Source organism: Polystyrenella longa, assembly GCF_007750395.1.
In the GTDB taxonomy this organism is placed as follows: domain Bacteria; phylum Planctomycetota; class Planctomycetia; order Planctomycetales; family Planctomycetaceae; genus Polystyrenella; species Polystyrenella longa.
In genome coordinates, this window is record NZ_CP036281.1 from 5,298,442 (window position 1) to 5,312,974 (window position 14,533).

The 14,533-nt window shown below is 49.8% G+C and carries 13 protein-coding genes; 8 read left to right on the forward strand and 5 right to left on the reverse strand.

What is annotated here, in order from left to right:
- Positions 1-20 precede the first annotated feature (20 nt).
- On the reverse strand, positions 21-812 hold the full coding sequence (locus Pla110_RS19540; protein WP_144998344.1) for a TVP38/TMEM64 family protein: 792 nt from the start codon (positions 810-812) through the stop codon (positions 21-23).
- Positions 813-1,090: 278 nt separating this feature from the next.
- Between Pla110_RS19540 and Pla110_RS19545 the strand changes: the two genes are divergently transcribed.
- The 6 genes from Pla110_RS19545 to Pla110_RS19570 all read left to right on the forward strand — a co-directional run bounded on the left by Pla110_RS19545 (position 1,091) and on the right by Pla110_RS19570 (position 7,003).
- Positions 1,091-1,963 carry a DUF547 domain-containing protein gene (locus tag Pla110_RS19545; protein ID WP_144998346.1) on the forward strand — a complete coding sequence of 291 codons (873 nt, stop codon included), beginning with the start codon at positions 1,091-1,093 and terminating at the stop codon, positions 1,961-1,963.
- 79 nt (positions 1,964-2,042) lie between these two features.
- Positions 2,043-3,212: a methyltransferase domain-containing protein gene (locus tag Pla110_RS19550; RefSeq protein ID WP_144998348.1), complete on the forward strand. Its 1,170-nt coding sequence runs from the start codon at positions 2,043-2,045 to the stop codon at positions 3,210-3,212.
- 61 nt (positions 3,213-3,273) lie between these two features.
- Positions 3,274-4,323 carry an arsenosugar biosynthesis radical SAM (seleno)protein ArsS gene (arsS, locus tag Pla110_RS19555; RefSeq protein WP_144998350.1) on the forward strand — a complete coding sequence of 350 codons (1,050 nt, stop codon included), beginning with the start codon at positions 3,274-3,276 and terminating at the stop codon, positions 4,321-4,323.
- A gap of 66 nt (positions 4,324-4,389) precedes the next feature.
- Complete coding sequence (locus tag Pla110_RS19560; RefSeq protein ID WP_144998352.1) at positions 4,390-5,721, forward strand: TIGR04283 family arsenosugar biosynthesis glycosyltransferase; 1,332 nt, start codon at positions 4,390-4,392, stop codon at positions 5,719-5,721.
- 228 nt (positions 5,722-5,949) lie between these two features.
- Complete coding sequence (locus tag Pla110_RS19565; protein WP_144998354.1) at positions 5,950-6,597, forward strand: hypothetical protein; 648 nt, start codon at positions 5,950-5,952, stop codon at positions 6,595-6,597.
- Positions 6,587-7,003, forward strand: a complete 417-nt coding sequence (locus tag Pla110_RS19570) for a transcriptional regulator (RefSeq protein WP_144998356.1) — start codon at positions 6,587-6,589, stop codon at positions 7,001-7,003. The genes Pla110_RS19565 and Pla110_RS19570 overlap by 11 nt, the downstream gene beginning before the upstream one ends.
- A 100-nt stretch (positions 7,004-7,103) precedes the next feature.
- Here the strand turns inward: Pla110_RS19570 and Pla110_RS19575 are convergent, their stop codons facing one another.
- Together Pla110_RS19575 and Pla110_RS19580 are read right to left on the reverse strand one after the other, a co-directional pair.
- Positions 7,104-8,177: a LacI family DNA-binding transcriptional regulator gene (locus Pla110_RS19575; protein WP_144998358.1), complete on the reverse strand. Its 1,074-nt coding sequence runs from the start codon at positions 8,175-8,177 to the stop codon at positions 7,104-7,106.
- Between the two features lie 129 nt (positions 8,178-8,306).
- A complete protein-coding gene (locus Pla110_RS19580) occupies positions 8,307-9,866 on the reverse strand; it encodes a glycoside hydrolase family protein (protein WP_144998360.1) in 1,560 nt (519 codons plus the stop codon).
- Positions 9,867-10,228: 362 nt separating this feature from the next.
- Here Pla110_RS19580 and Pla110_RS19585 point away from each other — a divergent pair, with 362 nt between their 5' ends.
- Both Pla110_RS19585 and Pla110_RS19590 read left to right on the forward strand, forming a co-directional pair.
- On the forward strand, positions 10,229-10,567 hold the full coding sequence (locus Pla110_RS19585) for a four-helix bundle copper-binding protein (protein WP_144998362.1): 339 nt from the start codon (positions 10,229-10,231) through the stop codon (positions 10,565-10,567).
- 234 nt (positions 10,568-10,801) lie between these two features.
- Positions 10,802-11,722, forward strand: coding sequence for an alpha/beta hydrolase family protein (locus Pla110_RS19590; RefSeq protein ID WP_144998364.1), 921 nt, complete (start codon positions 10,802-10,804; stop codon positions 11,720-11,722).
- On the opposite strand, the gene Pla110_RS19595 is transcribed toward Pla110_RS19590, so the two are convergent.
- Positions 11,649-12,818 (reverse strand): Kelch repeat-containing protein, encoded by a 1,170-nt coding sequence (locus tag Pla110_RS19595; RefSeq protein WP_144998367.1) that lies wholly within the window; start codon positions 12,816-12,818, stop codon positions 11,649-11,651. The genes Pla110_RS19590 and Pla110_RS19595 overlap by 74 nt on opposite strands.
- Before the next feature lie 48 nt (positions 12,819-12,866).
- The gene (locus Pla110_RS19600) at positions 12,867-14,465 is read right to left on the reverse strand and encodes a reverse transcriptase family protein (RefSeq protein WP_197440313.1); all 1,599 of its coding nucleotides are present in this window, start codon (positions 14,463-14,465) and stop codon (positions 12,867-12,869) included.
- Between the last annotated feature and the right edge of the window lie 68 nt (positions 14,466-14,533).

Sequence of the window (14,533 nt, forward strand, 5' to 3'; positions counted from 1 at the left end):
ATTGATAATGGCGTTTAAAGTTACTCGTTGTCGGTAACGACATCAGACTCAGTAGATTTAGCCGTGTCCGACGGGCTGAATCCGAAAAGCGGTAACAGTTTTTTAAGAGTAATCGGAAGTAATCCTAAAATCGCAAACGCGAGCAAAACCTGCCAACTGAGAATTTTGCCGATGCCATCATCGGCCAAGGTTTGCAGATTAGGGACAGTCGATCCGGCATAAACATATGCCGCAGTGCCGGGCAACATGCCGATCTGACTTACCCACCAGTAGGTAACCGTTCGAATTCGCGTAAGCCCCATCGCCGTATTTACGACAAAGAAGGGGACGAGCGGGATCAACCGAATCGTGAACAGGTAGTAGGCACCTTCCTGTTCGAACTTCTTATTCAGTGACTGGAAGCGATCACTCAATCGGGATTGAATCCAATCCCGGAATAAATATCGACTCAATAGAAAAGCAACGACAGCTCCACCAGTGGAACCAACACTGACAATGACCAATCCGAGCCAGAAGCCAAGGAACCAACCATATGCCAAAGTTAAGGGAACAGCCCCAGGCAAGGAGATACCAGCGACAATGACATACAGGAGGATGGCTGCGATAATCGTTAGAAAATAATGATCCTGAAACATCTGTTGCAGTTGCCCTTCACGTTGAGCGAGAGCATCTAGCGAAATCGCGTCACCGTATTGCCAATAGACAAGGACGCCGACCAGCGCGACAACTGCGAACACGATTATTTTGGCCCAAGGTATTTTTTTTGACCGGGTTTCCCCAATATCTTCTTCCGCAGAAGGTTCGTCACTCATTCAGATACTTTCTAAAAGAAAGGTGTTTACTCAGGTAATCAACCAGATTGGGAAACATCAGAAGGCTCTCTATTTATATCCAACCTTTGATTCTCATTATAACCTTCAGTATTTACAAAGCCTGTAAGCTATCCCACAGTCTCGAAAGACAATATCGACGATACTTCAGATCAGTCGCACCTTATTTCTCTAACGGAACGTACACAACACACCGATCGCGACAACATAGGCATAGTTGCTGACTGGTCGCTCGCACAGATCATCAAAAAGGATTGGGAATGAAAACTGAGATTGAATCACAACAACGGAGTAATACATGGGTGATTATGGAACTCGTGCCTTTTATGACGGTTCTAATCGTATCTGCATTTGCCGCTACTTCAGTGTATGCCGCAGATGTGTTGGTCGGCGTTCATGTGGAACCTTCCAAGCGGGTATCCTTAGATAAGATTGATCATTCTCAGTGGGATGATTTATTACACAAGTACGTCAACACCAATGGACAAGTAAATTACACGAGTTGGAAAGAGTCGAAAATCGACGCGCAAGCACTCCAGAGTTATTTAAGTCACCTTTCTCAGGCTAACTTGAAGGGAACCCAAGAGGAAAAACTCGCTTACTGGATTAATGCCTACAACGCCGTGACGATTTGGGGAATTTTGCGGGAATACCCGACCAGCAGTATTCGAAACCATACCGCCAAGATTTTCGGATATAATATCTGGGAAGACCTGAAACTGAGAGTGGTCGGAAAAGAGGTTTCACTGGATCAGATGGAACATCAGATTCTTCGCAAAATGGGAGAACCCCGCATCCATTTCGCGATCGTCTGTGCCTCTATTGGATGCCCACGTTTATTGAACGAAGCCTATACCCCTTCGAAACTGGATCAACAATTGTCAGCCAACGCGAAACATTTTTTCAATGACCGAACTAAATTTCGTTACAGTGCTTCAGATAAGACGTTTTATGTGTCTTCTATCCTCGACTGGTTTGGCGAAGACTTCGGTGCTTCGGATAAAGCACGGCTCCAACGCATCGCGAGTTGGTTACCGGACAAAACGGCACAACAAGTGGCACACGCGGGTCAAGGATCGTTCTCATTTCTGGAATACGACTGGGACTTGAACGATCAGAAACAGGGTAATTAGCAGTTTTTAATTCACGGTAGTAAGACCGTTCCTTCGAGAACAATTTGATCTCTTTTCCAGTTATGGAGTCAGCGCGATCATGTCGACAAGCAACTTCACTACATCCGAGTCGAGTGTATATGATCGGTACGCTTCGGCGGCAAAGCAGGTGGAACCAGCGCTCTGCTGCCCTGTCGAATATTCGACCGATCTCCTTGAGGTCATTCCAGATGAGATTCTGGAACGCGACTATGGTTGTGGCGACCCGACTCCGTTTGTGGAGCCAGGCGATACCGTCCTCGATTTGGGTTCTGGTGGTGGAAAGCTCTGTTACATCGCGGCTCAACTGGCGGGGCCAGAGGGGCAGATCATTGGGGTCGATTGTAATCGAGAAATGCTGGGATTGGCCCGGAAACATCAACAGACCGTTGCCGAGCGAATTGGATTTCACAATGTCGATTTTCGATATGGAATGATTCAAGACCTCCAACTGAATCTGCAACTTCTCGAACAGGAATTGAGCGTATCGCCAGTTAAAGATGCGAGTGACTTCCTGCGGTTACGAAATATTGAAGAACGACTGCGGAAAGAGACTCCGCTCGTCGAAAGCGATTCGGTTGATTGCGTTCTTTCTAATTGCGTATTGAATCTGGTTCGTCAACCCGATCGCAAACCCCTGTTCTCCGAGATCTATCGTGTCCTCCGAAGAGGAGGGCGTGCGGCGATCAGTGATATTGTTTCTGACGAAACCGTCCCGGAAGAAATGAAACAGGATCCGAAATTGTGGTCAGGCTGTATTTCGGGTGCCTTTCGCGAAGATGAGTTTCTGCAGCAGTTCGAAGAGGCGGGATTTCATGGAATCGAGATAGTGAAACGGGTCAGCGAACCGTGGCAGACCATCAACGGTATCGAGTTTCGATCCATTACGGTCGTGGCCCATAAAGGGAAGGATGGCCCCTGCCTGGAGCGAAACCAGGCTGTCGTCTACAAAGGACCTTTCAAGTCTGTCGAAGACGACGACGGACATCGTTATCGTCGGGGAATCCGGATGGCCGTTTGTGATAAAACATATCGATTACTGAATCGAAAACCATACACAGGATTATTTGAAAACATCGAGCCGCTAGTTGAGATTCCTTTGGCCGATGCCTTGTCCTATGATTGTAAACGGACGAAACATCGGCATCCGCGCGAAACCAAGGGAGAAGATTATGAAGCGACCATCGACGCGGAAGGCCCCTGCTGCGGGACCGACGGGGATTGCTGCTAACGATTGAAATCATTCGATTCGATGATCTCTTCCATAGATGGCATTAACGAAATAAGCTCTTATGAAAACGCTCACATTATTGAGACAAGGCAACCAACTCGCTTCACCTGCAGAACAGCGAACCGTTCTGGCTGATGCGGATCGTGTTCCGGGTGGGACCTTTGAGACCAGACTTGCAGAACAAAAACGGGTTCCACTGACGCGTGATGCTTTAGCAACCTTGCAGATCAATTTAGGAAAAGTCTGTAATCAGACCTGCACGCACTGTCATGTCGATGCGGGTCCTGATCGACGTGAAAGCATGTCGGAAGAAGTCGCTGGCCAGGTTATCGACTTCCTGTCGCATTCCGACGTGGAAACACTCGATATTACCGGTGGTGCCCCCGAAATGAATGCGCAGTTTCGGCGACTCGTGGAGGCCGCCACGTGTATGAATAAAAAAGTCATCGACCGTTGTAACCTGACGATTCTCCTAGCCAATGGTTTCACTGATCTTCCCGAGTTTCTGGCAAAACACAAGGTGAATATCGTCGCCTCATTGCCTTGCTATCTGGAAGCGAACTGTGATTCACAACGGGGTGATGGCGTTTATGAGAAATCGATCCATGCGATACGCCGATTAAACGATCTCGGATACGGAGTTCCCGGTTGCGGTTTAGAATTGGATCTTGTTTACAATCCAACCGGCACCGGCTTACCCCCTGAGCAGCAGGCGTTGGAGCAGGAGTATCGAGAGCAGTTGGATACTCGGCATGGCATTTTCTTTAATCATCTGTTTACGATCACCAATATGCCCGTGAGCCGATTTCTGTCCGATCTGTTGGAGCAGAACAAGTACGAAGTCTACATGCAGAAACTCCTGGACAGTTTCAACCCGGACACGGTCGATCAACTGATGTGTCGCTCGTTGGTATCGGTTGACTGGAAGGGCTATCTGTTTGACTGCGACTTCAACCAGATGCTCGACCTTCCCATTCTTGGGACAACCGAACGATTGCATATTTCTGAGCTCACCGACGATCTCTTGAACGACCGGACGATCAGTACGGCCAATCATTGTTTCGGTTGCACCGCCGGGGCGGGTTCGAGTTGTACTGGAAACTTAACGTAATTCTCTTTTAGCTTAATTCTCTTTCAATGAAGAGCAGTAGAACTTTTCAGCTACAAAGAATCTCTTATGGCTTCTCCGGAACATCTGATTCTCTTCGCCCGTTATCCGGAACCTGGAAAGACGAAGACTCGTCTGCTCTCAGCCTTCTCTCCGGAGTCTGTCGTTGACATCTATAAGCACTTGCTCGACTACACTCTCATTCTGGTTCGAGATTTCTCAAGTCAACAGGGGTGTGATGTCTCTCTCTATGTCAGTGGGGGCACTGCGCAAGAGATGGGCACGTTGGTAGGCGACGACTTCAGGTTAGTTGAACAAACCGGAGATACGTTAGGGGACCGGATGTTAAATGCCGTCACCTATGCCAGCGAACTGGGAGCGGAAAGAACGGTCATCATTGGTACGGATTGCCTCGAACTGATCCCGGACGATTTAACAAAAGCATTTGAGCTTCTCCAATCCCACGATCTTGTTCTGGGACCGGCACAGGATGGGGGGTATTACCTGATTGGTTTACAGGAACCCCAGCCTTCTATATTCGATGAGATGCCGTGGGGCACGAACACGGTTTTTAACGAAACGCTGAACCGAGCACGAAATCGAAGCTTGGATACGGCTCTACTCGAGATTCATAACGACATCGATTACCCCGAAGACCTTATCCCACTGAGGGGAACACTTCCCGAGTCCTTGCGGGCAGTATTTCCTCAAAAGCAGGGGACCCTCTCTGTAATCATTCCCACTTGGAATGAAGCTGAAAAGCTACCCGCAACCTTGACGAAGGTGGGTAGACCCCATAATGAACTTGAAGTGATTGTAGTCGATGGTAAAAGTACCGATACTACATGCGACATTGCGGAACAGCATGGTTGCCGTGTGATCCGTTCCAACCCGGGTCGCGGAACTCAGATGAATGCGGGGGCTTCCGTCGCCAGCGGCGAGTTCCTCCTGTTTCTGCATGCGGATACGCAGCTTCCTGACAATTACGAACTTCTCGTATCCGAGTCCCTCAAATCGAATGTCATCGCGGGGGCATTTCGTCTCAAGATCGATCACAGCTCGTTGGACATGCGTCTGACAGAATGGGGGGCGAACTGGCGTTCTCGTTGGCGACAACTTCCTTATGGTGATCAGGCGATCTTTCTGAAGGCAGATACCTTTTACGCCATGCATGGATACCGTAATTGGCCAATTATGGAGGACTACGAGCTGATACATCGATTGCGAAAACTGGGTACGATCCGGCTACTATCGCAAGCCGTCACCACTTCCGGCCGACGCTGGATGAAGATAGGTGTCTGGAAAACCTGGTGGCGTAATCAATGCTGCATCAGGATGTATCGACGCGGGCACAGCATTGAGAAAATTCGCGACGCTTATTATTCACAACGATCATTGTAGTGTTTCGTTTGCGGTTATTTTCCTGGAGACTTCTCGTGTTTTTGAACCACGAAGGAACGAAGACACTGAGGAACTACAACAAATCGAATTCTTGTGGAAGCGATTGAAATTGTTTTTGGTGATGTATGATTCAAGACTGAGAATATCAGAGAAGTATTGACAGATTAATTCTCCTGCATTACTTTACAACGCAAAGCGACTTCCAAACTTTACAGAGGAATCATGAAGATGGAACTGTACGAAGCGTTGCATCAAATCACGGCCATTCGTCAACAGATGGCCAAAAGCGAAGTGTTCCGAGGATACCGCTCGGTGACGGTGGGGTTTTCCGGACTACTCGGACTCTTTGCCGCCTCAATCCAGACGGAATGGGTCGCAGCACCCACAGAGCACCTGGAGCGATATCTCGCACTCTGGTTTTTTGTCGCCATATTGAGCATCGTGCTGGTGGGACTGGAACTTTATTGGCGCGCGTTCTGCATCGGTTCCGGAATGATGAAGCAGATGACGATCTCCGCCGTCGGTCAATTTCTGCCTTGCATCTTGATCGGTGGATTGCTGACTACCTGTATTTTCAAAGCGGCCCCGGAAGTCGCGTGGATGCTCCCCGGGTTGTGGTCGCTCCTGTTTGGCCTCGGAATTTTCTCATCCTATCGTATGTTGCCCTCACCCATTTGCTGGGTAGGTGCTTATTATGTGCTATGTGGTTGTGGCAGCCTGATGTTTGGACAGGAAGAGTACCCGCTCTCTCCATGGCAGATGGGAATCAGTTTTGGCGGCGGGCAGTTTATCGCCGCGTTCTGCCTGTACTGGACGTTGGAGAGAGATGATATCGTAGAGAGAAATGATTCAGCGGAGCGAAACAATGCCACGTAAGAAAAAAAATGACCAACCACCACAGGACGAAGCAACAAAAGATGAGGGACGTTTTTCCTACGATGGCTTAGATCGGGTGATGCATGAGAAAGCCCGTTTGGGAATTCTGGCTTCTCTTGCGGCCCATGGTGAGGGTGTTCTATTCAACGACCTCAAACAACTGTGTGCGTTAACAGATGGAAACCTGAGTCGACATCTGACCGTACTGAGCGAAGCTGGTCTGGTTGAAACCTGGAAAGGAACAGGCGGTTCCCGTCCTCAAACGATGTATCGCTTAACGGCAGACGGCCGTGCCCGATTTGCCGAATATATCGCCGTCCTGGAGCAAGTAGTCTCAGACGCTCAGGCAGAAGCAACGCCTGCTAAACGAGTGGGTGACTTATCCGGCGGATGGGCACCGGCGTGATCACAGGGCGATAGACCTGTCCCGTTCGTCAGCGGTGTTAGAATCGTACCTATCCAGAATTTAATATGGTTGGATATCGAAATACGATCGAGACCAAAGATCAAGCAATTGCGCAATGATCCAGAGTGGCGACCGACGATCCTGTCACCAGCGTCGGCTCGTAGCTGATATCGACATTAGGTTGAGCAGGGTGAGCGATTCTCCACGCCAACTGATCGACAGCACGACAACCAATATCAGCGGCATGAACGTCGATCGTCGTCAGGGAAGGTTGAATCTTCTCAAGTATTTTTTGCTCATTGTTACAAGACATCAGGCTGATATCCTCTCCGGCTTTCAGGTTCCTGGCAGAAAGCGTGCGTGCGACTGTCGTTCCGGTACTGTCATCCGGTGTGAACATCGCCGTAGGCCGTGGATGTGTGTTGAGAAGTCGTTCGACTAGATCATCTACCCATTCACAATGATCTACTGCAGGTGAAGGAAACGTCCAATCCTGTTCGTTACCCAGATAACTGTTCACAGTCGCACCCGCTTGTTGTGCGTAGAACGTAAAGCTGGCCTGTCTCCGTTGAATACTCACTTGCGATGGCTTAGGACTTAAAAAGGCAAGATGGCGATGCCCGCACGAAATCAAATGCTCGGCCGCCAGTTTTCCGACCCGAACGTCATCAACTTGGACAACATCACCAGTCATTCCCTCGGGACGTCCCAGAACCCAAACCGCAGGTAACTCCTGAACTCTTTTAACCAGTTCGGGATTAACCTGCCCAGCCAAGTCCCCCTGGAGGGCCCCTTTCAGGATGACGCCGTCGATTCGTTTGCGATCAAACTCTTCAGGAAATTGATCCAAGGTTGGCAAATTCGCAATCAATAAATTGGCATTCAGATTTATCAACGACTGTTCGATACCATCGATTGCAGCCGTCACCACGGGAAGGTTTGCCAGTGAAGGATCCATCCCTAATAGTAAAAGCAGAACATTCTTATCTTCAAGCGGATTGAGATCACACATCGACGCCTTGCGCTGTCGGGGCGAATAGTCCAGTGTCTTAATGGCATCGAGCACTCGCTCCCGATTCTCGTCACTGACCCCGGGATGCTTGTGGAGCACTCGGCTCACCGTCCCTGCCGACACCTTCGCTAGACGCGCGACATCCAGAATTGTTGCGGCCATTTCGTCCTCCCTCTGAAATATTCAAAGAATATTTCTTCACTGATTATAACCTGATTTTAATATTCAGTATACTCGCAATAAGAGTCCGCAGGCAATCAACGAGAGAGGGTCAGCTACTTTTCCAATCGGTTAACCATTTGCCAGATGTTCGTCCGCTTGAACCGGAGATTGCATCCGATGAATCGAAAAATCGGTGATGATCGCCTCAGCACTTTCAACGGCAAAGCCAAGGGCACCATGCTCGAAAGTTTGATCCGCCAGTGAGAGGATCAGGTTATCGGCAATCGACAGCTCCAGATAACTACCGTAAGCCACAAGTTTCAAGGAAGTTAATCCGGGCGGATCGGTCACCCAGTAGCCTGCCTGTAGGGAATGGAATTGCATCATGTTCTCGCCACTTCCATCCTCTCCCGTTCCCCACGACCGTAATTGAGCGACTCCTTTAAATAGATCCAGGGAAATGTAATACCCGTCGTGGGTTTCCCGGTCGACACGGAAGACCAGACCGAATTTCCCTTCGCTACTCAGTTGTATGGTTGCTTCCAACTGGAAAGATTCCAAATCTTCTTCCAACGCGAAAATCTGATAACCGAATGTGTTAGAGATCTGGAGTGATTTATCCCGAAGTAGGATACAACTTCCATCGCTGGTATCTTTCAACGGACATACCCGGGGTACGGAAACCTCCTCCTCCATCAACGATGCAAAACCCTCAAACGTGCGAACAGCCAAGTGACCATTTTCAAGTTGTTCAATCCGTTTCGGTGGAGGCATCAGATTGTTCGATGTCCGATCCACACCCCCTTGGGTGTAAAAACTGAACAATAGAAAACCCTTGTCATCCTTACAAATTCGTCCAGCGTAATTACCACTCGGCAGCAGCACATTGTCTGCATAACTCATCCAGGGATCGCCGATTCGTTTCGTATGCCAATAGCGGACTTTAGCGTCTTCGCGAATACTGCCGATCAGGTAATGCTCGCCGTTGATTTTCAACAGATTGGGAACTTCGACATCGTCATACAAACCGGGGTGATGCAGAGCAGGTCGAGCTTCAAATTGATTTGGGGCGACTTCCTCCATCTGAGCCACACATCCTCGCCGGACCACAGGCCCATGATTCACTCGGCCCGCCGTCAATAACCAGGCCCGATCACCTTCCCGAAAGTAAAACGGATCACGCCAGGAAACCCAGTGGCGACCTTCATCTAATTTCGATTCGTAAAACTCTGATGGGGGACTCAGGGGGTAATCGCTGCTCGCGTCATGGTCGAAAGGAGGCTGGGGAGGCCGACCCGGTAGATCGTAAGGTAACGGAGAACGCCGATCCTCCCAATTAATGGGCGTTTTCTGCCAACAGTACAAATCGTCACTTTCTGCCATGCCAATTCGCTGGCTGCCTCCCCGGTCACAGCGGGACAACCCGGTGTAGAACATCCTCCACCAACCTTTTTTATAAGGATGAGCAGAGATGTGACTGGTCCACAGCATGGAGTCATCAAAACTGCCCGGGTGTCCAATATGAATCGCATTCTCAACCCGTCGCCAACTGAAGCAATCGTTACTCACAGCATGAGCGATGTAATCGTGGTTGGGCAACACGAGATGGAACAGATGGTAAATCCCCTCATGATAATAAACATCCACATCACCGAGAGTCTTCCTGGTCCCTATTGCTTCTGAATACATGTAGTGTTTCCTTCTCGGGTATTTACTCCGCAATGACTTACATAAGAGGAATAGTGAATCGGCATCATATTTGCATTTCCTTGATTCGCTCTGAATTATAGTTTTTGAAACGCTCGGACGCACCTCATGACGGTTAAACCGTCGGATTTCGATTCTAATACGAGAGAAGTTCGTTCGTCCGACTGAACTGAGAGCATGCAGTCTGGAAGATGAACTACCACGCGGAATTCTATAACGGTAATCCCAATCAGGATTTCACGAGGAATTTCATTTTCTGAGCACATTAGAGTATGACGGGGAAACTTGGCTGTGCTCATCGATTCTAAACACGAAATTTTATTCCCTGCTAAGGAGATCGAAAAATGAGCCACGACAAATTCAAATCTTGCATCGAAGTCTGCATCGAGTGCGCGCAAGCGTGTGAACACTGTGCGGACGCCTGTTTAAGTGAGAGTCATGTCGCCAAAATGACTAATTGCATTCGAACAGATCGCGACTGCGCCTCTCTTTGTCTGACTGCGGTCGCGCTCATGAGTCGCGATTCTCAGTTCGCCACGCAATTTTGTGCGATGCTTGCCGACGTTTGCGAGGCATGTGCCAAAGAATGCGAACAGCATGAAATGCAACATTGCCAGGAATGTGCAACAGCCTGTAATAAATGTGCCGCTGAATGTCGCGACATGGCTGGCGTGAAATCCTGATCAGTATTGGGGAATACCTCTAATTGGACGTCATTCCCGATAGGCAGCAGCCGGCAATAAGTTGGGCACCACTATTCCGTCGACCGAATCCACTTGGAATAGAACACGATCTTTCCGAGTGGATTTACAGGTCGATTGAATCTCTTTAGAGTCGAGGGAGAACGACTACAGTTGATAAGGGTCCTTTACGCGCAAGAGACTCGATCAGTTTTCCTTCTTCAGAGAAACGGTGCCATGCAACACAACGTCGGAAAATGGTTTGGAATAGTGCTGGTTTGTCTCATTTTGAGTCCATGTTATCCCGGTACAGTCATGGCCGCCGATCCGGTTACCACGAACCAGGCGGAGGAGAAGGTTATCGAAAAATGGAAGACAACCACCGGGGTTGAATTCGGTACATGGGGGCCTATGCCCAACCAGCCAGCACCCACATTAATCATTCTGGCGAGCACTATTCAGGAGACCTTGGGAAGCGCCTATTTTCGGCAATCCGGAAATGAACTTTCCGAAGCGGGGTATTTGCTGGTTTCCATTGATATTCCCAGTCATGGCACCGCGATGCAAGTCGACGAGCCCGCCGGGTTGAATGGCTGGGCAGATCGCTGTCGGCGCGGAGAAGACTTCGTCAAAGAGAATAACGAACGACTGGCTCAAGTCCTCGATTACTTAATTGCCGAACAATATACGGACAAGTCACGAATCGTTATTTGCGGCACCTCGCGCGGTGGATTTCTAGCGACGCATTTTGCCGCGTTTGATAAACGAGTCAAAGCAGCCGTCGCTTACGCTCCCGTAACGGACTTGGCGGCGTTACGCGAATTCAAGGATATGGAAGATAATGAACTGGCCCAATCTCTGTCTCTGATTCATCAGGTGGACAACTTATTGGGAAGGCCTCTCTTCATTGTTATTGGGGATCGTGACGACCGTGTCGGCACAGACACGGCGATTACTTTGGCTCTTCAGTTGACCAGACGATCGCTGGAAGAGGGGTTAAACAGCCAGGTCGACTTACATGTAATTTCCGAACCCAAAGGGCATACCGTCCCTGCCGGATCGACTTCTCTCGCTGCCGAATGGGTTAAGAAGAAGGTTGAATCTTCCCTACCAGCAGATAATCGTAGTGGCTCCCGGAAGGTCCCTCGGCTCCGATGATGTAGATTGTGTCCTCGATGATGACGACACCGGGATCGTTGAAGACTGCACCGGGAGGCAATGGGTTATCCAATCGTAACCAACGATCTTCTTCGCAATCATACGCCCAACAGAGATCGGACCAAACCATCTTCCCTGCGATCTCAGCGACGCCGCCTGCAATAAGGGCATATCGATTTTGATAGAGTGTTCCTTCCCAGCCAGAAATGGCGACGGGAGCATCCGCAAACCGGCTCCAATCGTCCTTCTGCGGATCGTATCGCCACGATTCATTCAGACGTGTGACCCCTTCTTCCTTTTTCCAAGTCACGCCACCAAACAGGCATAATTCGTCAGCATAAACTACTGACGCCGCCCATCCACGTCCTCCCGTCGGTATGGAGGACCGAACTTGCCAACCCTGTTCTGGCTGGGATAGATCAAAAACCTCCGTCGTCGCGCGGATGGTGTTGTGGCTGTATCCTTTTTCTTCCCACTGATATTCGTTCCCACCGACGACCAGCAGCTTGTTTCGAATGCTTCCTATGGATGTGTGCGTTCGCGGCACATTCAGTTGGCTATGCTTTTTCCAAGAAGATTCATTCGACGACAGATCGAGCTGAAAGCAATCAGGATAAGGTTGATACGAAGGTTCCTGTCCCTTGAAGATTTTTCCTCCCCCTACCACATAGAAGTTCGAGCCCTGCACGATTCCTCGAGTGTATTCACGTCGGTCCGGAATATGGGGGAGTTGGCTCCATCGATCTTGTCTGGGATTATATTTCCAGGTCCAGCGAGACGTTTTTTCGATGACACCTTCTGCGGATGTTTCTCCTCCCGGAATGAACCCGCCTGCAACGTAAATCTCTCCTTCGTATTCCACCATCGCCAACCCACTGATGCCAGCGTAAGGTCCCGCTTCTACCCAGGGAAGATGTTTGACCTCCCATTCGATTTCACCAAACAGAGGAAGCTTTTCGTATCCAGAGGGAAGTTGTTCCGACAATTCCGGTGCGACCTTAACGCCTTTCTTGGGAGTCGCCTTGATGGAGTCCTCAGCGAAGAGGAGTGCGGACGACGACAAAAAAGTAATCAGCAGCAGAACAATACTCTTCATGAAAATGGGCTTCCCAGTGAAATCTTTGGATTGATTATATTCGCAGAGTTAGTTGAACCAACGTGCCCAGAACATCCACCATGGCTTTGATTTTGATTCAAACACTTCGCCTGCCGCAGGAGCCACCGGCTCAATCTCTTGGGTGGTGAGTAATGACGAAACCGAAGGAGGGACGGCCCCTGTGGCCGGTATCTCGCTTATTTCTTCCGATGCAAGATTGGGATTCCAACGGTCTCGCTGAACGTCGTTCCGCTGGGTTCGACCTTCCTTTTCGATGATCGTTCGGACCTGTAGCTGGAATTCGCGTCCTTTTTCCGGATCGACCATCGCCACAAAGTTGGCATAGCCTTCGATCGCTTCCAGTACATTGGGCGAGTTCCCCCAATGCTTTCCTTCAGGTCCATCCTTTTCGATCTGATACAAGGTCGCTCGGAACTGCCGTAGCTTTTTGCGGGGAATATTGACTCGTTCATTGACGACCAGCCCCGTGACTTCCTGACGGCTTCCTTTCCGGAAGATACGTGTCTTTTCCGGATGAAGTTGAAAGCCTTCCTGTTCGACCACATAGGAGACCTGCCGCAACATACGACCTACCGCTGCAGAACCCTGACCAGCATGGGAAAATGTCAGGTCGTCAGCGTAGCGGGTGTAGGTGAATCCCAGCTTTTCCGCGAGACCTGTTAACCGGGCATCGAGTCCGCGGCAAAGAATGTTAGTAATCGCAGGGCTACTGGGCGCCCCTTGAGGTAACCGCCGTTCCGATTGTTGAACATAGTAGGTTTTTTGATCTAACTGGACTTCAGTTACTTCCGGTTCGGAACAGATCAGTGCGAGAACCGTTGCCAGTTGCTCGCTGTAACCGAACTTGCGAAACAGGCCTCGAACTCTGCGCCAAGTCACCGTCGGGAAAAAGTTTTCCAGGTCAACATTAATGACGACTTCCGCTTTAACATGAGGTTCCGCATTAGTGACAATCGAACGACCGGTACGAAAACCATGGGCTGCCGGGTGGAGTTCGATCTTGTCGAGAATATTCCAGAGAATCCACTCCTGCGCTCGTTTGAGACGGGGCATCGGTGCAGAGATATTTCGTATCCCGCCCGTTTTCTTGGGAATGGCGAAGCGTTGATAATGTGTCGTCGTTGATGTGCGCCGGTCGAAAGCGAGAAAACGGAGTTCGGCAACAGTGGTCTCCATCGCTTCGGCCAGTTCCTCAACCGAGTGTAATTCGGGAAGGCCTCGTTTCTGGAGTTCCTCAATTTCAATTTTCTGTTGATTGAGTCCACCGGAAACATCCGAACCTAAATAGACAATGTCTCTCGTATATTGCTCTCGCCACGCTTCCGCTTTTTCTGCGCGTTCGCGCAACCGTCGTTCTTTGGTTTCCTGACGTTTCAGGCGCGATTCTGCAAGACGCTGTCGACGTGCTTCCCGCTTTAACTTTTCGACATCACTCAGCTTTCGATCTTCGGTCGTGAGCGAATGGAGTTTGCGACGCAGCTCCTCACGTTGACGGATTTCGTCCGCGGGGTCTTCGGGAAGCTCTCCCTCTTTCGGCCAGAAACCTCGACGGATCATCTCATCCAGGATGAACTCATCCCTGGAGGTCTCCCGTATCTGATCCAATATTTCCTGGCGAGATCGCATGTCGGTAGAAATCTATCTTTCCTAAAAGAGGTGTCTCAGTGGGAGGCCATTTCAAAACCCGGTTGTGG

Coding starts and splice junctions, on each gene's coding strand:
- Pla110_RS19575 (WP_144998358.1), bottom strand. CDS start 8,177: ATGGCCGCAACAATTCTGGATGTCGCGCGTCTAGCGAAGGTGTCGGCA.
- arsS (WP_144998350.1), top strand. CDS start 3,274: ATGAAAACGCTCACATTATTGAGACAAGGCAACCAACTCGCTTCACCT.
- Pla110_RS19550 (WP_144998348.1), top strand. CDS start 2,043: ATGTCGACAAGCAACTTCACTACATCCGAGTCGAGTGTATATGATCGG.
- Pla110_RS19590 (WP_144998364.1), top strand. CDS start 10,802: ATGCAACACAACGTCGGAAAATGGTTTGGAATAGTGCTGGTTTGTCTC.
- Pla110_RS19540 (WP_144998344.1), bottom strand. CDS start 812: ATGAGTGACGAACCTTCTGCGGAAGAAGATATTGGGGAAACCCGGTCA.
- Pla110_RS19560 (WP_144998352.1), top strand. CDS start 4,390: ATGGCTTCTCCGGAACATCTGATTCTCTTCGCCCGTTATCCGGAACCT.
- Pla110_RS19570 (WP_144998356.1), top strand. CDS start 6,587: ATGCCACGTAAGAAAAAAAATGACCAACCACCACAGGACGAAGCAACA.
- Pla110_RS19545 (WP_144998346.1), top strand. CDS start 1,091: ATGAAAACTGAGATTGAATCACAACAACGGAGTAATACATGGGTGATT.
- Pla110_RS19600 (WP_197440313.1), bottom strand. CDS start 14,465: ATGCGATCTCGCCAGGAAATATTGGATCAGATACGGGAGACCTCCAGG.
- Pla110_RS19585 (WP_144998362.1), top strand. CDS start 10,229: ATGAGCCACGACAAATTCAAATCTTGCATCGAAGTCTGCATCGAGTGC.
- Pla110_RS19580 (WP_144998360.1), bottom strand. CDS start 9,866: ATGTATTCAGAAGCAATAGGGACCAGGAAGACTCTCGGTGATGTGGAT.
- Pla110_RS19595 (WP_144998367.1), bottom strand. CDS start 12,818: ATGAAGAGTATTGTTCTGCTGCTGATTACTTTTTTGTCGTCGTCCGCA.
- Pla110_RS19565 (WP_144998354.1), top strand. CDS start 5,950: ATGGAACTGTACGAAGCGTTGCATCAAATCACGGCCATTCGTCAACAG.